This is a genomic window from Methanoplanus limicola DSM 2279 (genome assembly GCF_000243255.1).
GTDB classification, from domain to species: Archaea; Halobacteriota; Methanomicrobia; order Methanomicrobiales; family Methanomicrobiaceae; genus Methanoplanus; species Methanoplanus limicola.
In genome coordinates this window covers 1,096,661-1,114,525 of the sequence record NZ_CM001436.1, presented here as the reverse complement: position 1 = coordinate 1,114,525, position 17,865 = coordinate 1,096,661, and the positions used below count along the sequence as shown (strand labels likewise).

Genomic DNA, 17,865 nt, shown 5'->3' with positions numbered 1-17,865 from the left:
CAATGAAGTATGATTTAAAGGAAGGAAATCTTCTTCTGAAAGGAAAAAACTCTTTTATTCTTATTGGAAGAGCGAAGCGTCTGTTTGTTCTTTTTATCGAGACTTTTGATAAGGAACTCTGTCAGACTGTATGTAAAGATGACCTCATTGCCGTATCTGCACCTGAGGGTGGTGATCCCAGACAGGCATTTATGCTCCTTGAACTGATCCGGGAGTATAATGTGCCGGTAATGGTGCTCCCTAAAGGTCATCCGGGTTCATCGAGGCTGAATATGGTTGTCTCTGCCGGACCGGAAATAGTGCCGGGGTGCGGCATTATGAGGGGTACTCACCCTGAGCAGAATGTAATCTGCGCATCTGATGATTTTTCAGGATTTTCCTTCTATTCTGATGGTAGATATGTCAGAATTGAATCTGAATTGTCCGGTGATACAGCATCAGATTCCGGAAATAATATTGATATTGTCCTGCTGTCGGATTCTGAATTGAGGTAATGAGATCTGTTTTTCAGCCTTACCGGTGATATTCGTCTGATTATTTATTTCTCATTTCGTCTCTGTTTTTATGGTGGCGTGGGGGTAAAATCCCTGAAAGATTATGAGGGTGAATATTCCGCGTATCAGTTTCTCTGTTGAAAAAGCTATTATAGCACATTCTGAACTTTCTGTTCTCTTTATCACATTATGGGCATGCTTCAAACCTAAAATGATAACTCTTAATACTAATCCATTCTCCATTTATAATATTGCCGTGAGAGGAGGGTTGGATGAAGACTGAGGTCCTCAAGAGCATCAAACAGACTGAAGAAAACTACAAAAAATCAATCAGCGCTGCCAAAGCAGAGAAAGTAAAACTAATTGCATCTGCTGAAACAGAAGCTGAAAACCTTGTTTCCAAAGCGGAAAAAGATGCTGAAGAGTACAAAATCAAGCGTACCGCAGACGCACGTGCTGAAGCGCAGAAGAAGCATGACATAATCCGTAAAGACGGAGAAAAGCGTGCTGAATCGCTCAGAAAAGACGCCGCTTCTAACCTTGACGGAGCAGTAGATATGCTTGTTTCCAAGTTCAAGGTGAAAGTAAATGTTTAAGGCACAGATGATGAGCAAACTGCTCATCGCCGCGTCCAAAGATCAGCTTGATCCGATTGTACGTGAGTTGTACCGCTATAATGTATTTCATGTAGAAGACTTTGTCGAAAAGGAGGAGGAAGAATATCAGGGCTTTAAGATCGGAAAACCGATGAAGGGAGCCTCTGAAAATTCCACCGAGCTGTTGAAAATACGATCCATAATCAATATGATCGGACTTGGTTCCGGTGATGTTGAGCCTGGAACAGTGCATAAGTCAGGCCCGTTATCTGCAAAAGTTGAAAGTGAGCTTCCTGCAATTGAAAAGGAAGTTTCGTCTCTGGTTGATAAGAAGAACAGCCTTGAGACTTCACTTCGCGAAAACCAGCAGAAAGTAGCGGAGCTTGAGCCTTTTGTTCCTGTACCTCTGGATCTTTCACTGCTCAGGGGCTACGAAGAAGTAAATGTATTTGCAGGTCATATACCCGCGGACACTGAACTTCCGGTTGACTGTGAAAAATATTTCACATCTGAAGTGCCCGGTAATCTCCTTATTGCAGTTGTATCCAAATCTGAATCTGATAAGGCTGACAGAGCATTATCAGAGGCCGGTTTTACATCTGTTGTCATCCCTGAAGGAGATGGCACGGCAAAGGACAGCATTTCCCGGCATACTCATGAGATCACCCGTCTCGAAAGCGAGATTGGTAAGTTAGAAGAGCAGATATCTGCTCAGAAAGAAAAGCATGCATCGTTTTTGGTGGCATGCGATGAACTGCTCACGGCAGAAGTTGAACAGGCGGAAGTTCCGCTTAGATTTGCCACCACAGATGAGGCGTTCGTTGCTGAAGGATGGGTTCCATCTGACAAGACAGCGGCTCTCATAAAGGACCTTGAATCCGTTACCGGAGGTAAGGTCTTCGTTACCGAAACAGAAGTCGATTATGCTAAAGACGCTGTTCCGGTAGAATACGACAACCCGGACTTTGCAAAGCCAACCGAAGTTTTGGTTGACATTTATTCAAGGCCGAAATACAGTGAATTTGACCCGACACTGCTTGTTGCAATTGTCTTCCCGATTTTCTTCGGATTTATTCTTGGAGATGTGGGCTATGGTCTTATACTGCTCGCAATGAGCTTTGGGCTCCGCAAACTTGTTAAGGGAAGTGAAGCAGGAAATCTGCTCCTTGACGTACTTAGAAATGCGAGTGTATCGAGTATCATTTTCGGTCTCTTTTACAGTGAATTCTTGGGATTTGCGCTGCCGTGGGACCCGTTATGGGTCAGCCGTCACTTCAATATAGGAGCGGCACACGGTGGTCACGGACCTGACGCAATACTTCTGCTGATTATATCGGCATGGGTTGGAATTTTACACATCACTCTCGGAAGGAGTCTTCACATTTATAACGCAAAAAAGACTATTCACCCCGGTGAGCACCAGAAGAAAGTTATTTTTGGGCAGCTTGGATGGATTTTTGTAATGTGGGGTATTCTCTTTATTCTCTGGTCGATGTTTGCAATGCCTCTTATGCCTGATCTTTCAGGATTTGCGCCGATCGTCTCCGGGTTTAATATATTCGGAATATTTGGAGCAGTTCTGCTTATTGCAGGTGTTGTCGGAATCGGACAGGAATCAGCACTTGAGCTGATGGAACTCCCGACGGTTATCAGTCACGTGCTTTCATATGCACGTCTTGCAGCAGTTGGTCTCTCATCTGTTGCAATTGCAGCGGTTACAAATTTTATATCAATCGGTATGATGATAGAGCCTGCAATGGCTGATTTCAGCATTATGAGTATAGTTTTAATTATCGCAGGAATTGTTGTGTTCCTTCTCGGACACATTTTAAACACCGCACTTGGTCTCCTTGGCGGCGGTTTGCATTCAATTCGTCTGCACTATGTCGAGTTCTTCACCAAATTCTATCAGGGTGGAGGACGGAAATATGAACCATTTGGAATTAAAAGGAAATTTACAGAGGATTAGATTATGGTAGTAGAAGCTATGACAGTTGAAGTGGCACAGGCATCAGCAGTTGGACTTAAAGCAGTTGGTGCAGGCCTTGCAGTAGGTCTTGCAGGTATGGGAACAGGTCTCGCACAGCTCGGTATCGGCGGTGCAGCAGTCGGAGCAACCGCAGAGAACAAGGAGATGTTCGGTCTCGCACTTCTCTTTACTGTAATTCCGGAAACAGTCGTTATCTTTGGTCTTGTTATTGCACTCCTGCTGTTGTTCACGTAAGTTGGTAGCCCGACTTAAATATAGAGGTAATGAACAATGGCATTGGATGCTGTAGTCAGTGAGATCAAAGCAAAAGGTGAAAAAGAGGCTGCCGCGATTATAGCGGAAGGAAAAGCGGAAGCAGATAAGATCCTTGCAGAAGCAAATGAGGAAGTAATTTCTATCAAGAAGGCTGCAGAGAGTGAGTCAGACAGACAGTCAGCGCTCATTGTGACAAGGGAGGTTGCAGCTGCAAACCTTTCTGTCAAACGTGGTATTCTTAATGCAGAAAAGGATCTTTTAGATGAGACCTATGAGAAAACTGTCAGGGCAATCAATGAACTTCCCGCAGATTTCCACTCCAAGGCTGTCCGTGAGCTGTGTAAGGCCGCGGCAAAGGAACTTGGTGAAGGTCTATTCTACTGCAATGAACGTGATTCAGCAGCAGTTGAGGCAGCTCTTTCAGAGCTTAAAACGCTTAAAGGTTTTTCACTGGCAGGAATAAAGGACATATCGGGTGGCGTCATTGCAGAGAGTGCAGACGGGCAGTTGCAGCTGGATTTCAGCTACAATGCCTATCTCTCAGAGGTCTGGGAAGACAGTCTGAAAGACGCATCAGAGGCCCTTTTTGGCTAAAGGAGGGTTGCAGAAATGGCTGCTGTGAATACAACAGGCCCTGCTCCCTATATCTATACATGCACTCGTATGCGGGTGAGGAGATCAAAACTCATTCCCCGTGAAGACTACATGCGCATGCTGAATATGGAGCTGCCTGAGATTACGCGTGTTATTGAAGAGACACGCTATAAAGCAGAGATCGATGAGCTTGCTCCATCATTCTCAGGTATAGATCTGATTGAGATCGCACTTTCCTGGAATCTTGCGAAGGAATATCAGAAGATTATTGAACTTGTGCCGGGGCACCTGAAGGGCTTTACAAAGAGTTACCTTCTGCGCTGGGACATTCAAAACGTCCTTACAATAATCCGTGGTAAGCACCAGGGTGTCAAAACCGGAAAGATCAGGGAGATCTTAATTCCGGCAGGATGCCTCGACAGGACGGTACTGGACCGCCTGTTAAATGAGGATTCACCTGACAGGATTATTGAGAGCCTTAAAGATCATAAATTATATCCTGTATTTGAGAGGGAACTTGCCGGAGCAATGGAGTCCGGCTCCTTTGCAGATATGGAGAATGAACTTTACAAGGCGTATTACGCAAACCTCATCAGGGAAGCCAAGGGCGGTGTGAAGGGAGGATATGCATTTTTGTCCTACATCAAGGTGGACATTGATACCAGAAACCTTCAGACCCTTTTCCGTGTTAAGGGAGAGGCAGATCCTGAGGAGATTAAAGCTCTGATGGTGGAAGGCGGAAGTTTCACAGTTGATGAACTTGTCCGTCTGGCATCTTCTGATAATATGGATGAGGTTGTTGATACTGTCAATAAGCGTATTAAGGGCGAATCTTTTGACGAAGTTTTCGAGCTTGTAAAGATGGGCGGTTCCTCGTATGAGGTAGAGGTCGGACTGATTAAGGCAAAGCTTAGTGAGATGGAAAAACTCTCAAGGCGTTATGCATTTTCGGTTACTCCGATTCTGGTCTATCTTGAAGAGAAATATTACGAGGTTGCGAACCTTCGTGCACTTGCAAGAGGAAAGGAGTCAAAGCTCCCTTCAGAGAGGATAGAGGCCTCAATGGTGGTGTGAAAATATGGAGATTGCAGTTGTTGGAAACAGTGAGTTTATCCTTGGATTCCGTCTTGCCGGTGTTGAGAAGACATATCCGGCAGAATCTGTGGATCAGCTGACAGAACTTGTCACAAAGGTCATGAGCGATTCTGAAGTAGGAATCCTTGTCCTTAAGGGCGAGGATATGCAGAAACTCTCTGTAAGACTTCGCACTACCCTATCGGAATCAGTCAGGCCAACTGTCATTGCAATCGGCGGTGAAGAGGGCGGACTTTCCATGAGAGAGAGAATTAAGAGATCAGTGGGTGTTGATCTGTGGAAGTAAAAGGAAAAAGTAAAGGAATTCTAAAGAGGATTTCCGGTCCGGTCGTTACTGCCGTTAACTTTGATGCACATATGTATGATGTGGTCAGGGTTGGCGATGAGCAGCTGATGGGCGAGGTCATCAAGATTGACGGTGACAACGTTATCATTCAGGTATACGAAGCGACCGACGGTATCCGTCCGGGTGAACCGGTTGAAAACACCGGACTGTCCCTGGCAGTTGAGCTTGGACCAGGTCTTCTGACAAGTATCTATGATGGTATTCAGAGGCCGCTTGAAGTGCTCATGGAAAAGATGGGCAATTTCATTGAACGTGGTGTCACTGCACCTGGTCTTGACCATGAAAAGAAGTGGGAATTTGAGCCGCTTTTAAAGAAGGGCGATCTTGCTAAACCTGGTATGGTTATCGGTCAGGTTCAGGAGACAAACATTGTCACAAAGATCATGGTTCCGCCGAATTTCAAGGGCGGAAAGATCACAGACATAAAATCCGGCAGTTTTACTGTTGAAGAGGTTGTCTGTGTCCTTGACAGCGGTGAAGATGTCACCATGATGCAGAAGTGGCCTGTCCGTGTCCCAAGACCGGTCATGGAGAAGAAGAATCCGGATATCCCTCTGATTACCGGACAGCGTATTCTTGATGGCCTCTTCCCGATTGCAAAGGGTGGTACAGCCGCAATTCCGGGTCCTTTTGGATCAGGAAAGACTGTTACCCAGCAGGCTCTTGCAAAGTGGTCTGATGCAGAGATTGTTGTCTATATCGGCTGTGGAGAGCGTGGCAATGAGATGACAGAGGTACTTACCGAGTTCCCGTTCCTTGAGGATCCAAAGACCGGAAAGCCTCTGATGGAGAGAACTATTCTCATTGCAAACACCTCAAACATGCCTGTGGCAGCACGTGAGGCATCAGTTTACACCGGAATTACAATTGCTGAGTACTTCCGTGATATGGGATACGATGTATCACTGATGGCAGATTCGACATCCCGCTGGGCTGAAGCAATGCGTGAAATTTCATCACGTCTTGAAGAAATGCCTGGTGAGGAAGGTTATCCTGCATACCTTTCAGCACGTCTCTCAGAATTCTATGAGCGTGCGGGCCGTGTAGATACTCTCAACGGAGAACTTGGTTCAATTACCGTTATCGGTGCTGTTTCCCCACCTGGTGGAGATTTCTCAGAACCGGTTACACAGAACACGCTCCGTATTGTAAAGTGCTTCTGGGCGCTTGATGCAAAACTCTCACAGAGGAGACATTTCCCGGCAATCAACTGGCTGAATTCGTACTCTCTTTATCTTGACACTCTTGCACCATACTACGATGAGAATGTTTCACCTGAGTGGAATCCGATTCGTGCATGGGCAATGGAAGTTCTTCAGAAAGAGTCGGAACTTCAGGAGATTGTACAGCTTGTCGGTTCAGATGCACTTCCTGACGAAGAGCAGGTCACAATTGAAGTGGCACGTATGCTTCGTGAGGTATTCCTTCAGCAGAATGCTTTCGACCCGGTTGATACATTCTGTTCAATGGATAAGCAGTTTGACATTATGAAGGCAATTAAGAAGTACGCAGAGCTTGCATATTCCACACAGAAGGCAGGGTTCCCGATTGCTTCTATTATTGCTGTCAAGTCAAAGAATGAACTTGCACAGATCAAGTTTATTGAAGATTACAAAACTGAACTTGCAAAGATCTTCAAGGATATGGAAGCTGAGTTCGCAAAGATCAAGGAGGCCTGATTCAGATGAAAGAATATCGCACTATTCAGAAGGTTCAGGGGCCTCTTGTATTTGTTGAGAAGACTGAGCCTGTCGGATACAATGAGCTTGTAAACATTGTCCAGGCGGACGGGACCACAAAGCGTGGTCAGGTCCTCGATACATCTGATGATATTGTGGTTGTTCAGGTCTTTGAGACCACAGCAGGTATCGGCAGGGATGCAGGTGTCCGCTTCACTGGTGAGACCATCAAGATGCCTGTCGGACATGAGATGCTTGGACGTATTCTCTCCGGCGGCGGTAAGCCAAAGGACGGAGGACCTGAGATTGTTCCTGAGAAGAAGATCGACATCAACGGTGCTGCTATCAATCCATATGCACGTGCATCACCGTCTGAGTTTATCCAGACCGGAATTTCGACCATTGATGCGACAAACACACTTGTCCGTGGTCAGAAGCTTCCTATATTCTCCGGTGCAGGTCTTCCGCACAATGAGATTGCTCTTCAGATTGCACGTCAGGCAAAGGTTCCCGGATCAACCGAGGAGTTTGCTGTAGTTTTTGCTGCAATGGGTATCACAAAGGAAGAGGAGAATCAGTTTATGGCTGATTTCGAGCGTACAGGTGCTCTTGAGCATGCTGTTGTATTCCTCAACCTTGCAGATGATCCTGCTGTAGAGCGTATCATCACCCCGCGTCTTGCACTTACAACTGCTGAGTACCTTGCATTTGAGCTTGGATATCACGTTCTGGTTATCCTGACTGATATGACAAACTACTGTGAGGCTCTCCGTCAGATTGGTGCAGCACGTGAGGAAGTGCCCGGAAGACGTGGATATCCGGGTTACATGTACACTGATCTTGCATCACTCTACGAGCGTGCAGGTATTATCAAGGGCAACAAGGGATCTGTTACTCAGCTTTCAATCCTTACAATGCCTGGTGATGATATCACACACCCGATTCCTGATCTCTCAGGTTATATTACCGAGGGTCAGATTGTGGTCAACCGTGAACTTCACAGGAAGGGTATCTACCCGCCGATCAATGTCATGCCGTCACTGTCACGTCTGATGAACCTTGGTATCGGAGAGGGCAAGACCCGCGACGATCACAAGAAGGTATCTGATCAGATGTATGCAGGATATGCGGAGGGTGTTGATCTCCGTGGTCTTGTGGCTATCGTCGGTAAGGATGCTTTATCAGAGCGTGATCAGCTCTTCCTCGAATTCGCTGACCTCTTTGAGGGCAGATTTGTCCGCCAGGGCCATGATGAGGACCGCTCAATTGCGGATTCACTTGATCTCGGCTGGGAGCTTCTCTCGTCACTTCCGGAAGACCAGCTTACACGTATTGACCGTGACCTGATCAGGAAGTATCACCCTAAGTACAGAAAGGAGTGAGACTGTAAATGGCGCTTAAAGATGTAAAGCCGACCCGCTCTGAGCTTATTGCTTTAAAGAAGAAGATTAAGCTCTCAGAGCGTGGCTATAACATCCTCAAGATGAAGCGCGACGGACTGATCCTTGAATTTTTCAAGGTTTTAGAAGATGCAAAGGAAAGCCGGGGTGCTCTTGCCGAGGGCTATGAGCGTGCAACCGGTATGATTGCAATGGCAAATACAGTTGAGGGTTCAATCAGGGTTAAGGCAGCTGCAATGGCTGTCAAGGAAAAACCCCAGATTACTCTTAAGGAGAAGAACATCATGGGTGTTGTTGTTCCTGAGATTGAGTCTTCAGCTGTTAAAAAGAGTGTTACACAGCGTGGTTATGGTGTTCTCGGAACATCAGCGGTTATTGATGATACTGCCTCCTCCTTTGAGGATCTGGTCGATGCTATCATTCAGGCTGCTGAGATTGAGACCACTATGAAGCGTCTTCTCGATGAAATCGAGTCGACAAAGCGCCGTGTCAATGCTCTGGAGTTCAAGGTAATCCCGGAACTTTCCGAAGCACGTGACTTCATTAAAATGAGGCTTGATGAGATGGAAAGGGACGAAATCGTCCGTCTCAAAAAGATCCGGGCCAAAACCCAGGCCAAATAATTTTTTTTGTTTCGTTTTTTCCTCAAAAAAAGAATTTGTAGTTTTAGTTAATTTATAGTGCAGAACCTGATTTTCTGGAATAATCAAAGTGAAACGGAGATTATTACAAGACCGGCACTCTAAATTGCACTACATAGAATTAATCAATTTTACCAAATAATTACGGAAAATTTAGTATTATTCTAAAATTTATGTTTTTACTGAAATATCAAGATCATTCATTACATTTGATATTGGAGAAAAGCATGAATAGCTTCCTTTTCCCCAGTGTATGCCAGAAATATGAACTCTGTGGTTAGTATCTTTGTAATATACCGGTCCTCCGCTATCTCCTCCACTACTGGAATAACTTGCATACCATTGGTTGTAAAGAGTTGTCTGGAAATAACTATTCCATAAGGATGTCTCGGCAATAACCTGTCCTGTTGTGGTTCCTGTATTAATTCCTGATTTGATCACCCAAAGATTTTGCCATGGATCTGAGTATGAATATACGGATGGTTGACTTGAAGAACTTTCAAAGATTTTAGCTGCAACATTACTATATTGGATAAATGATGAATCTGATGTCGAACCACCTGAAGAAACTGTGACAGAACCTACGGAATTAGGCGAACTCGGTTGATAAACAGTTGTTCCGGTACCTCCAATATGTCCTGTTGTTACAAATCCATTTTGTCCGTTTCTTGTTGCGGCAAATCCTAATGTAAAATCTCCTATATTGCATGAACCTTGGATTCCTCCGATTACTGGCCTCCATGTGTCGGTTCGTGATACATGCAGTTCAGGCATTGCAGCATTAAAGAAAATGATCGGGATATTGTTAATGCCTAATTTATCTGCTTCTGATTTAATGGTTGAATATATTTGATCCCGGTAGGAACTGTTAGTTTTTTCTTTGTCATATATTCCGACAATAACAGATCCTAAGGCATCAGTGCCATAAGATATGATCGGACCTCTTGGATATGAGTATTTTTTATCGATTTCATATTTTGTATTTTCATAAAGACTATGCATCTGATCATACCATTCTTTCTGAAGAGTATCATTTGAAAATGAAGCAGAAATTCCGGCTGATTTTAACAGATTGTTTTCGTCAAATACTGGTATGAGTCCGTATGATGCTATAAGATTTTCAGAGTAACATGGTGCAAGTGCATTATAGACATTATCATCTATTGCAGCACCAGAGACGTTTGAGAACAATAGTATCACAAAGACGAAACTTAATATGATTGTTCGTTTTTTCATTTAGATTTACCTCATTAATTAGTTTATTGGAGGTCTTTATCCTCCATAAGAAACTGTGATTTGGACCACTATATAAGTATTAATTTCCTTAGATGCGCATCGAATTGTTTGGAATAATTTTTATGAGGAATATGATTTTTATTTAATTAATTACAAGTAAGTACACATGGAAGATTCTGAATATATTATAGATAAAAACATTATTAATTCATTGTCCTCAGATACCCGGATAAATGTACTTAAATTGCTTTCTGTCCGGAAAAAAACTAATTCAGAACTTTCAAAGGATCTTTCCCTTCAGGAATCAACTGTGCATTACCATCTTAAAAAGATGGAATCTGCCGGTCTTATTATATCAAAAGAGGATGGTCACAAATGGATATATTATGAACTTACTCCTTTTGGAAAAGCTGTTACAGGTTCTGATAATAATTCCAGATTTTCGATTATAATCTCTTCAATTCTGAACTTTACAATTGCGTTTGCTGCAATTTATACTTATTACACAATTCCCCGTCTTCAAATGAGTTTAAGTATTCCACTATTTGATGATCCATATTTTCCACTGTTTATTATTGCAATTGGGGCAGTAGTATTACAGATAATTATTTTGTGGAAAAACCGGGTATTGCTAAAAATATAAATCTATGATCTAATTTCTCTAAGATGCGTGTCAATGCTCTGGAGTTTAAGGTAATCCCCGAACTTTCCGAAGCACGTGACTTCATTAAAATGAGGCTTGATGAGATGGAAAGGGACGAAATCGTCCGTCTCAAAAAGATCCGGGCCAAAACCCAGGCCAAATAATTTTTTTTGGGTTTTTGCTTTTATTTTTTCTTCCTAATTAACAATATTGCGCACGGATTATCAGAATTATTTTTTGTACATGCCCTGATTATAATATTGCCTGATGGAAATCAGAGGAATTTATTTTAGTTTTGAGACGAATAACTCTGATCACTGTGAGTGATTAGCATTTTATTGTTCGTTTAGATGGGATTTTACAGAGGGAGATTACGAAAATATCCTGATTAATTATAGGGAGAAGATGATGACAGAATCCAACCGCATTGAGTATAAACAGGAGTTAACGGAATCTCTTGAAAAGGAGGTTGTGGCCTTTTTAAATACATCTGAAGAGGCTGTTGCACGGTTACTTTTCTGTAGACAATAAGATAATTTCGCACGACAATTGTTTATTGTTTGCCAATACTTTGCCCAAATGTGCTAATCATTTATTCATTTGTCTATTAATTTTTATTCACGCAACAGCCTCTGAAGGTGGTGTTATTTATCTGGGGATTGATAAGGCGGGAAATGTGTTCGGTCTGAGTGACGCTGATGAGATCCAGCTAAAGGTTAAGGACAGGTTAAGAAACAATATCCGGCCGTCATGCCTTGGGTTATTTGATGTTATTCATGAATTGCGGAATGGAAAAGATCTCGTCAGGATTGTATTGGCTGGTGGTTCTGAGAAGCCATATTATCTCCGGAAATATGGGATGACAGAAAAGGGATGCTTCATCCGGATTGGCAGTGCAAGTGATCCAATGCCGGCACGTATGATCGAAGAATTGTTTGCAAAACGGGTTCGCAATTCCATCGGTAATATAAGGTCCCCACGACAGGACCTCAGTTTTGAACAGCTTCGTATATATTATCAGGAAAAGGGATTTAATCTTGGAGATAAATTTGCCTCAAATCTCGAACTGTTAACTAAAGAGGGTGATTATAATTATGCAGCTTATCTTCTTGCTGATGATAACGGAAATTCGGTTCAGGTTGCCAGGTACCGTGGTCCGGACAGGGTTGACCTGATTGAAAGCAATGAATATGGCTATTGTTCTTTGATTAAATCCTGTAAACAGGTTCTTGATCGACTGGAGGTTGAGAACCGTACTGTAACGAAGATTACTTCTAAAGAACGAATCAATATACGCCTGTGGAATGCCGTTGCTTTACGTGAGACTGTAATTAATGCCATTATTCACAATGACTATACCAGTGGGGCTGTCCCGAAGTTTGAAATTTTCCAGGATCGTATCGAAATTACTTCTGCCGGAACTGTTGCACCTGGTATTGCACGTGAGGAGTTTTTTGCCGGTTACTCAATTCCACGTAACAAAATACTTATGCGGATCTTTAAGTATTTGGGTATTGTAGAATATCTTGGTTCAGGTATGCCTCGTATTCTTAAGGCCTATCCAAGGGAATCTTTTCTTTTTACTGCAAACTTTGTCCGTACCGTCTTTCCTATGGATTCTGGTGCGCTGGAACTTCAACAGACTGGAACTGTAACCAAAATAATGGAAAACACCGCTCAGAAAAGTTCACAGAAAAGTTCACAGAAAAGTTCACAGAAAATTTTGCAGCTTGTCAAAGATAATAATAGTATTACCACAACAGAAATGGCAGAATGTCTTAAAATTAGCAGAAGGGCAGTTGCAAAACAGATAGATAAGCTAAAAGAGGCTGGCAAACTAAAACGCATTGGTCCTGACAAAGGTGGACACTGGGAAGTTTTGGGTGAGTATTAAAGTTATTATGGTTCTGAGGGGAGAACCATTTTTTTGTTAGATTGAGATTTGAACCTGAAAGTTAGTTTGTGGATGTCCAATTCGTGGTGCTCCTGCCGAGGGCTTTGAGCGTGCAACCGGTATGATTGCAATGGCGAATACAGTTGAGGGTTCAATTAAGGTTAAGGCGGCTGCAATGGCTGTCAAGGAGAAACCCCAGATTACTCTTAAGGAGAAGAACATCATGGGTGTTGTTGTTCCTGAGATTGAGTCCTCGGCTGTGAAAAAGAGCGTTACTGAGCGTGGCTATGGCGTTTTAGGCACATCAGCGGTTATTGATGATACTGCGGCCTCCTTTGAGGATTTGGTCGATGCTATCATTGAGGCTGCTGAGATTGAGACCACTATGAAGCGTCTGCTCGATGAAATTGAGTCGACAAAACGCCGTGTCAATGCTCTGGAGTTCAAGGTAATCCCGGAACTTTCCGAAGCACGTGACTTCATTAAAATGAGGCTTGATGAGATGGAATGGGACGAAATCGTCCGTCTTAAGAAAATCAGGGCCAAATCCCAGGCCAAATAATTTTTTTTGGGTTTCGTTTTTTTCCTAAAAAAAAGATATTTTTCTTATACCTGTTCTGTTTAATTAAATAACAATGTTTTTTGATGGGAGGGGGAAGGTATGTATTTGTGCAATAATTGTTTTAATTATTGTGGCTATAAATTCAGCTGTTATTCTTGTATTTATCTTGGAAAATTCATCAGGTACATCTTCTTTGCCTTATTTATACAGGTGCAATGAACTTCCTGTGATGCCTGATCAAAACTATTCAATTTTTAGCCCCGTTCATATGCTTGCGATAGATGATGGAGAGTTTGCAGATGTTCCCGTGAATAGGATTCCTTCAGTATATCATACCATTATTCCCGTAATGTACTATTCCTCTGATGGTTCTTTTTCGATAGAGGAGGTTTTTGGGGATGAGTATTCATTTGATTATTATCTTGATGCTACTGAAGAAAATATGAGTATTTATTATACTCCTGATCTTAACATAGATAATCTGTCTGTCATCTATTCGCCGGATGTCAAACTGGATGGGAATAAACTTTCGTTTGATATCCTTATAGTCAACAGAGGAAATGAGGATATTGAAATTTCAAATGTTTCTGTAAAATACAGTCTTGAACAGGTAAATGGGCAATGTGATTCTGAACGGAAGTTAATTTCTGATTATGCTCCGGAAGTTTTGATTCCTTCTCATGAATTTAGGGAAATAAGGGTTGAAGTCACTCTGTTATCTCCCAGTGAAGCTAAAAATCTTAATATTTGTAAATATTTTGATGAAGATATTCAGTATCAGGAAAATGTTGTGATTGAGATTACTAAAAAGGATTCTCACTACTCTTATGCAACCAATCTAAGATTTAAAATTAAATCTTTTTTTTGACTTTGTTTCGGTAAAAACCGAAGGAAAAACATATTCTAATCTATTTTATAATTATAATCTGTTTGTGCATTTTTGTACGTGACAGGAGGTATAATGTGAAAATATATTATAGAGTTATTATGATTTTGGTTATTGCTTTCAGCATAACCGGAGTTGTATCTGCTACACAGCACAGTCCACCTTATGCAATGAATTATGATTTCAGTGATATACCATCGACACCTACCGCTTCGAATGCTGAAAATTATCAGGATCAAATTGGTTATAATGGTTATTCTTACACTGATCAATCAGTTATAAGTGGTACCCAGTGGTTAAGTGATTCTTCGATTTATTTTTTCAATGGTCATGGAGGTACATATCAGGGTGACGGTGGTGGTATTTTAGTATTTCAGGATTCAAATGGCAGTTCATCTTATCTGTTTGCCAGTGATGTTCCTGATGATTTAATGAGTACTAATCATAAAGTACTTTCAGATTCAGCTTTTGAAATTAATGATGTTTTATTAATGGTGCTTGAGGCTTGTTATTCAGCAAATTATAATTCTGAAACCGGTAATTTACTTTCCACGGCCTCAAGTAAAGGAGTTGACTACAGAATAGGATTTTCAGGTGCTATTGGCAATGGCAGGTCAAATTACTGGGGGAATAAATTCTGGGAATATCTTGAAGATGGGTATTCTATTGGGTATTCTGCATCAACTGCGGTTAATGATGCTATAGATGATATTTTTCCATGGGGATGGACTGATGGAGTAGATACTATTGTTGTTCAAGGAAATAGTCCGAGTACTGCGTATTTAACTCCTGTAAGGTATGGAACAATTTGAGGTATAATTTATGAAAAGAATTCTTATATTGACATTGATAGTTGCAGTTATAATTTCTGCAGCAGCTGTAATGGCAAATAATTCCTTCAATTATTCTGAAGATGAAATTGCAGAAAATTCGCTTCATGCATTTTTTGGGGAAAAGGATCAGGCTGTTAAATATGTAGGAACTGGAAAAAATCACTATGGAGAATATTATCAATTTTCCACTGAATGTGGCGGGAATTATTATGTAGATGCTGGTACCTATACAGTCAGCCGTGCAGAATTTCCTTTTGAATGGTCAGAGACAAATACTGTTAAGATTAGTTTAGAAGACGCAGAACAAAATGCTTATAATTTCATAAAAGAAAAGTCCTCATTATCGGGTATTGATAAATCTGATCTTATAGACTCTTCATTATTGAACCATGGAAGTTATAAGGAGTATAAATTTGTATTCAGAGATGTAAAAGATGGTGTTTTACTCTTTAATTCCGCAATTGTGTCTGTAAATCCGTATTCTGGTGATATAATTTCCTATGTGTCTGTTGATAAAAATTTAGAAATCTCTCTTGCGCCTGAAATAAGCGAAGAAAAGGCAATAGAAATCGCAACAAATCAATTTGACAACATCAGGATTGTGAAAAAGGATGCAAAAATTATTGTTGATTATCCAGATGGAACTGAGCAGAAATTATTGTGGCTTGTAGTTATTGAAGGAGAGCCTGATAATTATATACTTCGTGGGGGATCTGTGATTATTGATGCTCTTTCAGGTGAAGTTTACTTGAAAAGTTCATTCAAATAAACTAAATTTGGCTCCTCGCTGTTTGGTGTGGGTAAAATTTGATCGGTCGAATAACCAATTCGACCACAAAATCTATGGATACTGCATTTAGCTAAAATAATCTATTAGAATCCTGCAAAAAAACAAGTGATTTGTTGGAACCTTTGATAACTACCCACAGGATTTAGCGAGGAGCCCTAAATTTATAGTGTTAGTGAGATTCTAATTATAATACATGGTAAACTTTCAGGAATATACACCGGAATTATCCAGAAAATGTGCTAAGTGCTATGTAGTGTTATAAGAGTGCACGTTTTGGAATCATCTTCGTTTCACTCCGATAATTCATAAACGTCAAGGTTCTATACTATGACGAATCACTAGCACCATCTTTTTTCTATAATTAATTGTCAATATTGGTATTATTTCCGATAGGTTATATAGTATCTTTGTATTATGTAATTGTTAATGATAATTGATGAAATCATTCTTGATTCCAAGAAGATTGGAGCATTATCATCTTCTTCAAGGGTACAGATCTTAAAGCTGCTTAATATGCGAAATATGACCGTTACTGAGATTGCGAGTACATTGAATTATTCTAATTCAACTGTCCATCAGCATCTGGCTCAACTTGTTGAGTCAGGTTTTGTGGATAAAAGGGAAGATGGCCACAAATGGAAGTATTATTCACTTTCAGCCTCAGGGAAGGCAATACTAAATCCTGCTAAAAAATATAATGTATTTTTTGTGCTTTCTTCACTTATTTTGTTTACAGTTTCAATATTTTCTATTGTGATTTATATAAAGGGTTTTGTAGTTAAGTCTGATTTTCAGCCAATTATGCATGAACCTTTATTTTTCTTTATTGGAGAATTATTTTTATTGGTTTGTATTGCTTTTTTAGTCATATTTTACCGGAGGAAAAAATATTCTCAAATATTGAAGAGGTATGGTCTGTAATGTCTTCTATAATGTCATGTTACTGCTGCTCCTGGAGTTCAAGGTAATCCCCGAACTTTCCGAAGCACGTGACTTCATTAAAATGAGGCTTGATGAGATGGAAAGGGACGAAATCGTCCGTCTCAAAAATATCCGGGCCAAAACCCAGGCCAAATAACTTTTTTTGGGTTTTTGCTTTTATTTTTTCTTCCTAATTAACAATATTGCGCACGGATTATCAGAATCATTTTTTGTACATGTCCTGATTATAATATTGCCTGATGGAAATCAGAGGAATTTATTTTAGTTTTGAGACGAATAACTCTGATCACTGTGAGTGATTAGCATTTTATTGTTCGTTTAGATGGGATTTTACAGAGGGAGATTACGAAAATATCCTGATTAATTATAGGGAGAAGATGATGACAGAATCCAACCGCATTGAGTATAAACAGGAGTTAACGGAATCTCTTGAAAAGGAGGTTGTGGCCTTTTTAAATACATCTGAAGGTGGTGTTATTTATCTGGGGATTGATAAGGCGGGAAATGTGTTCGGTCTGAGTGACGCTGATGAGATCCAGCTAAAGGTTAAGGATAGGTTAAGAAACAATATCCGGCCGTCATGCCTTGGGTTATTTGATGTTATTCATGAATTGCGGAATGGAAAAGATCTCGTCAGGATTGTATTGGCTGGTGGTTCTGAGAAGCCATATTATCTCCGGAAATATGGGATGACAGAAAAGGGATGCTTCATCCGGATTGGCAGTGCAAGTGATCCAATGCCGGCACGTATGATCAAAGAATTGTTTGCAAAACGGGTTCGCAATTCCATCGGTAATATAAGGTCCCCACGACAGGATCTCAGTTTTGAACAGCTTCGTATATATTATCAGGAAAAGGGATTTAATCTTGGAGATAAATTTGCCTCAAATCTCGAACTGTTAACTAAAGAGGGTGGTTTTAATGGAGTAACCAAGACTAAAGAGATGGTTTAGTATTCCTGCATTGAAGAGATCGATGATGATGCAGGT

19 protein-coding genes and 3 pseudogenes are annotated in these 17,865 nt (G+C 41.2%); 20 read left to right on the top strand and 2 right to left on the bottom strand.

Features of this window, described 5'->3' with window-relative positions; translation table 11 throughout:
- Positions 1-2 precede the first annotated feature (2 nt).
- A complete protein-coding gene (locus tag METLIM_RS05350; RefSeq protein ID WP_004076900.1) occupies positions 3-494 on the top strand; it encodes a hypothetical protein in 492 nt (163 codons plus the stop codon).
- 51 nt (positions 495-545) lie between these two features.
- On the opposite strand, the gene METLIM_RS16495 is transcribed toward METLIM_RS05350, so the two are convergent.
- Entirely contained in the window at positions 546-737 is a 192-nt protein-coding gene (locus tag METLIM_RS16495; protein WP_157202233.1) for a hypothetical protein, read from the bottom strand.
- A 29-nt stretch (positions 738-766) separates the two neighbouring features.
- Here METLIM_RS16495 and METLIM_RS05340 point away from each other — a divergent pair, with 29 nt between their 5' ends.
- The 9 genes from METLIM_RS05340 to METLIM_RS05300 are packed head-to-tail and all read left to right on the top strand — an operon-like array spanning position 767 to position 9,072.
- Entirely contained in the window at positions 767-1,090 is a 324-nt protein-coding gene (locus METLIM_RS05340) for a V-type ATPase subunit subunit G family protein (protein ID WP_004076899.1), read from the top strand.
- Complete coding sequence (locus METLIM_RS05335; protein WP_004076898.1) at positions 1,083-3,059, top strand: V-type ATP synthase subunit I; 1,977 nt, start codon at positions 1,083-1,085, stop codon at positions 3,057-3,059. The genes METLIM_RS05340 and METLIM_RS05335 overlap by 8 nt, the downstream gene beginning before the upstream one ends.
- A 3-nt stretch (positions 3,060-3,062) precedes the next feature.
- Positions 3,063-3,314: an ATP synthase subunit C gene (locus METLIM_RS05330; protein WP_004076897.1), complete on the top strand. Its 252-nt coding sequence runs from the start codon at positions 3,063-3,065 to the stop codon at positions 3,312-3,314.
- Between the two features lie 36 nt (positions 3,315-3,350).
- On the top strand, positions 3,351-3,929 hold the full coding sequence (locus METLIM_RS05325; RefSeq protein WP_004076896.1) for a V-type ATP synthase subunit E family protein: 579 nt from the start codon (positions 3,351-3,353) through the stop codon (positions 3,927-3,929).
- 15 nt (positions 3,930-3,944) lie between these two features.
- Positions 3,945-5,003 (top strand): V-type ATP synthase subunit C, encoded by a 1,059-nt coding sequence (locus METLIM_RS05320; RefSeq protein ID WP_004076895.1) that lies wholly within the window; start codon positions 3,945-3,947, stop codon positions 5,001-5,003.
- Between the two features lie 4 nt (positions 5,004-5,007).
- Positions 5,008-5,310: a V-type ATP synthase subunit F gene (locus METLIM_RS05315; protein WP_004076894.1), complete on the top strand. Its 303-nt coding sequence runs from the start codon at positions 5,008-5,010 to the stop codon at positions 5,308-5,310.
- Positions 5,301-7,049, top strand: coding sequence for an ATP synthase subunit A (locus METLIM_RS05310; RefSeq protein ID WP_004076893.1), 1,749 nt, complete (start codon positions 5,301-5,303; stop codon positions 7,047-7,049). Before METLIM_RS05315 ends, METLIM_RS05310 begins: the two co-directional genes overlap by 10 nt.
- Before the next feature lie 5 nt (positions 7,050-7,054).
- Positions 7,055-8,431 (top strand): V-type ATP synthase subunit B, encoded by a 1,377-nt coding sequence (locus METLIM_RS05305; protein WP_004076892.1) that lies wholly within the window; start codon positions 7,055-7,057, stop codon positions 8,429-8,431.
- Positions 8,432-8,439: 8 nt separating this feature from the next.
- Positions 8,440-9,072 carry a V-type ATP synthase subunit D gene (locus METLIM_RS05300; protein ID WP_004076891.1) on the top strand — a complete coding sequence of 211 codons (633 nt, stop codon included), beginning with the start codon at positions 8,440-8,442 and terminating at the stop codon, positions 9,070-9,072.
- 189 nt (positions 9,073-9,261) lie between these two features.
- Here the strand turns inward: METLIM_RS05300 and METLIM_RS05295 are convergent, their stop codons facing one another.
- Positions 9,262-10,326, bottom strand: coding sequence for a hypothetical protein (locus METLIM_RS05295; RefSeq protein WP_004076890.1), 1,065 nt, complete (start codon positions 10,324-10,326; stop codon positions 9,262-9,264).
- 166 nt (positions 10,327-10,492) lie between these two features.
- Between METLIM_RS05295 and METLIM_RS05290 the strand changes: the two genes are divergently transcribed.
- From METLIM_RS05290 to METLIM_RS05255, 10 genes and pseudogenes are all read left to right on the top strand, one after another.
- Positions 10,493-10,969, top strand: a complete 477-nt coding sequence (locus tag METLIM_RS05290) for an ArsR/SmtB family transcription factor (protein WP_004076889.1) — start codon at positions 10,493-10,495, stop codon at positions 10,967-10,969.
- A gap of 17 nt (positions 10,970-10,986) precedes the next feature.
- A pseudogene (locus METLIM_RS16015) lies at positions 10,987-11,133 on the top strand (V-type ATP synthase subunit D); the annotation flags it as partial.
- Positions 11,134-11,471: 338 nt separating this feature from the next.
- Positions 11,472-12,863 (top strand): ATP-binding protein, encoded by a 1,392-nt coding sequence (locus METLIM_RS05285; RefSeq protein ID WP_342633008.1) that lies wholly within the window; start codon positions 11,472-11,474, stop codon positions 12,861-12,863.
- A gap of 109 nt (positions 12,864-12,972) precedes the next feature.
- Positions 12,973-13,425: pseudogene (locus METLIM_RS05280) on the top strand (V-type ATP synthase subunit D); the annotation flags it as partial.
- Positions 13,426-13,498: 73 nt separating this feature from the next.
- Positions 13,499-14,293: a hypothetical protein gene (locus tag METLIM_RS05275; RefSeq protein ID WP_004076886.1), complete on the top strand. Its 795-nt coding sequence runs from the start codon at positions 13,499-13,501 to the stop codon at positions 14,291-14,293.
- Positions 14,294-14,388: 95 nt separating this feature from the next.
- Positions 14,389-15,123, top strand: a complete 735-nt coding sequence (locus METLIM_RS05270) for a hypothetical protein (RefSeq protein WP_004076885.1) — start codon at positions 14,389-14,391, stop codon at positions 15,121-15,123.
- A gap of 10 nt (positions 15,124-15,133) precedes the next feature.
- Positions 15,134-15,913 (top strand): PepSY domain-containing protein, encoded by a 780-nt coding sequence (locus METLIM_RS05265; RefSeq protein ID WP_004076884.1) that lies wholly within the window; start codon positions 15,134-15,136, stop codon positions 15,911-15,913.
- 447 nt (positions 15,914-16,360) lie between these two features.
- Positions 16,361-16,855, top strand: a complete 495-nt coding sequence (locus METLIM_RS05260) for a winged helix-turn-helix domain-containing protein (protein ID WP_004076883.1) — start codon at positions 16,361-16,363, stop codon at positions 16,853-16,855.
- A 31-nt stretch (positions 16,856-16,886) separates the two neighbouring features.
- Positions 16,887-17,012: pseudogene (locus METLIM_RS16010) on the top strand (V-type ATP synthase subunit D); the annotation flags it as partial.
- Between the two features lie 241 nt (positions 17,013-17,253).
- Positions 17,254-17,829, top strand: a complete 576-nt coding sequence (locus tag METLIM_RS05255) for an AlbA family DNA-binding domain-containing protein (protein WP_245543592.1) — start codon at positions 17,254-17,256, stop codon at positions 17,827-17,829.
- The last annotated feature ends 36 nt before the right edge of the window (positions 17,830-17,865 follow it).

What these genes read in the sequence shown, in the direction of transcription:
- METLIM_RS05350 (WP_004076900.1), top strand. Translation starts at nt 3, where the DNA reads ATGAAGTATGATTTAAAGGAAGGAAATCTTCTTCTGAAAGGAAAAAAC.
- METLIM_RS16495 (WP_157202233.1), bottom strand. Translation starts at nt 737, where the DNA reads ATGGAGAATGGATTAGTATTAAGAGTTATCATTTTAGGTTTGAAGCAT.
- METLIM_RS05340 (WP_004076899.1), top strand. Translation starts at nt 767, where the DNA reads ATGAAGACTGAGGTCCTCAAGAGCATCAAACAGACTGAAGAAAACTAC.
- METLIM_RS05335 (WP_004076898.1), top strand. Translation starts at nt 1,083, where the DNA reads ATGTTTAAGGCACAGATGATGAGCAAACTGCTCATCGCCGCGTCCAAA.
- METLIM_RS05330 (WP_004076897.1), top strand. Translation starts at nt 3,063, where the DNA reads ATGGTAGTAGAAGCTATGACAGTTGAAGTGGCACAGGCATCAGCAGTT.
- METLIM_RS05325 (WP_004076896.1), top strand. Translation starts at nt 3,351, where the DNA reads ATGGCATTGGATGCTGTAGTCAGTGAGATCAAAGCAAAAGGTGAAAAA.
- METLIM_RS05320 (WP_004076895.1), top strand. Translation starts at nt 3,945, where the DNA reads ATGGCTGCTGTGAATACAACAGGCCCTGCTCCCTATATCTATACATGC.
- METLIM_RS05315 (WP_004076894.1), top strand. Translation starts at nt 5,008, where the DNA reads ATGGAGATTGCAGTTGTTGGAAACAGTGAGTTTATCCTTGGATTCCGT.
- METLIM_RS05305 (WP_004076892.1), top strand. Translation starts at nt 7,055, where the DNA reads ATGAAAGAATATCGCACTATTCAGAAGGTTCAGGGGCCTCTTGTATTT.
- METLIM_RS05300 (WP_004076891.1), top strand. Translation starts at nt 8,440, where the DNA reads ATGGCGCTTAAAGATGTAAAGCCGACCCGCTCTGAGCTTATTGCTTTA.
- METLIM_RS05295 (WP_004076890.1), bottom strand. Translation starts at nt 10,326, where the DNA reads ATGAAAAAACGAACAATCATATTAAGTTTCGTCTTTGTGATACTATTG.
- METLIM_RS05290 (WP_004076889.1), top strand. Translation starts at nt 10,493, where the DNA reads ATGGAAGATTCTGAATATATTATAGATAAAAACATTATTAATTCATTG.
- METLIM_RS05275 (WP_004076886.1), top strand. Translation starts at nt 13,499, where the DNA reads ATGTTTTTTGATGGGAGGGGGAAGGTATGTATTTGTGCAATAATTGTT.
- METLIM_RS05265 (WP_004076884.1), top strand. Translation starts at nt 15,134, where the DNA reads ATGAAAAGAATTCTTATATTGACATTGATAGTTGCAGTTATAATTTCT.
- METLIM_RS05260 (WP_004076883.1), top strand. Translation starts at nt 16,361, where the DNA reads ATGATAATTGATGAAATCATTCTTGATTCCAAGAAGATTGGAGCATTA.
- METLIM_RS05255 (WP_245543592.1), top strand. Translation starts at nt 17,254, where the DNA reads ATGATGACAGAATCCAACCGCATTGAGTATAAACAGGAGTTAACGGAA.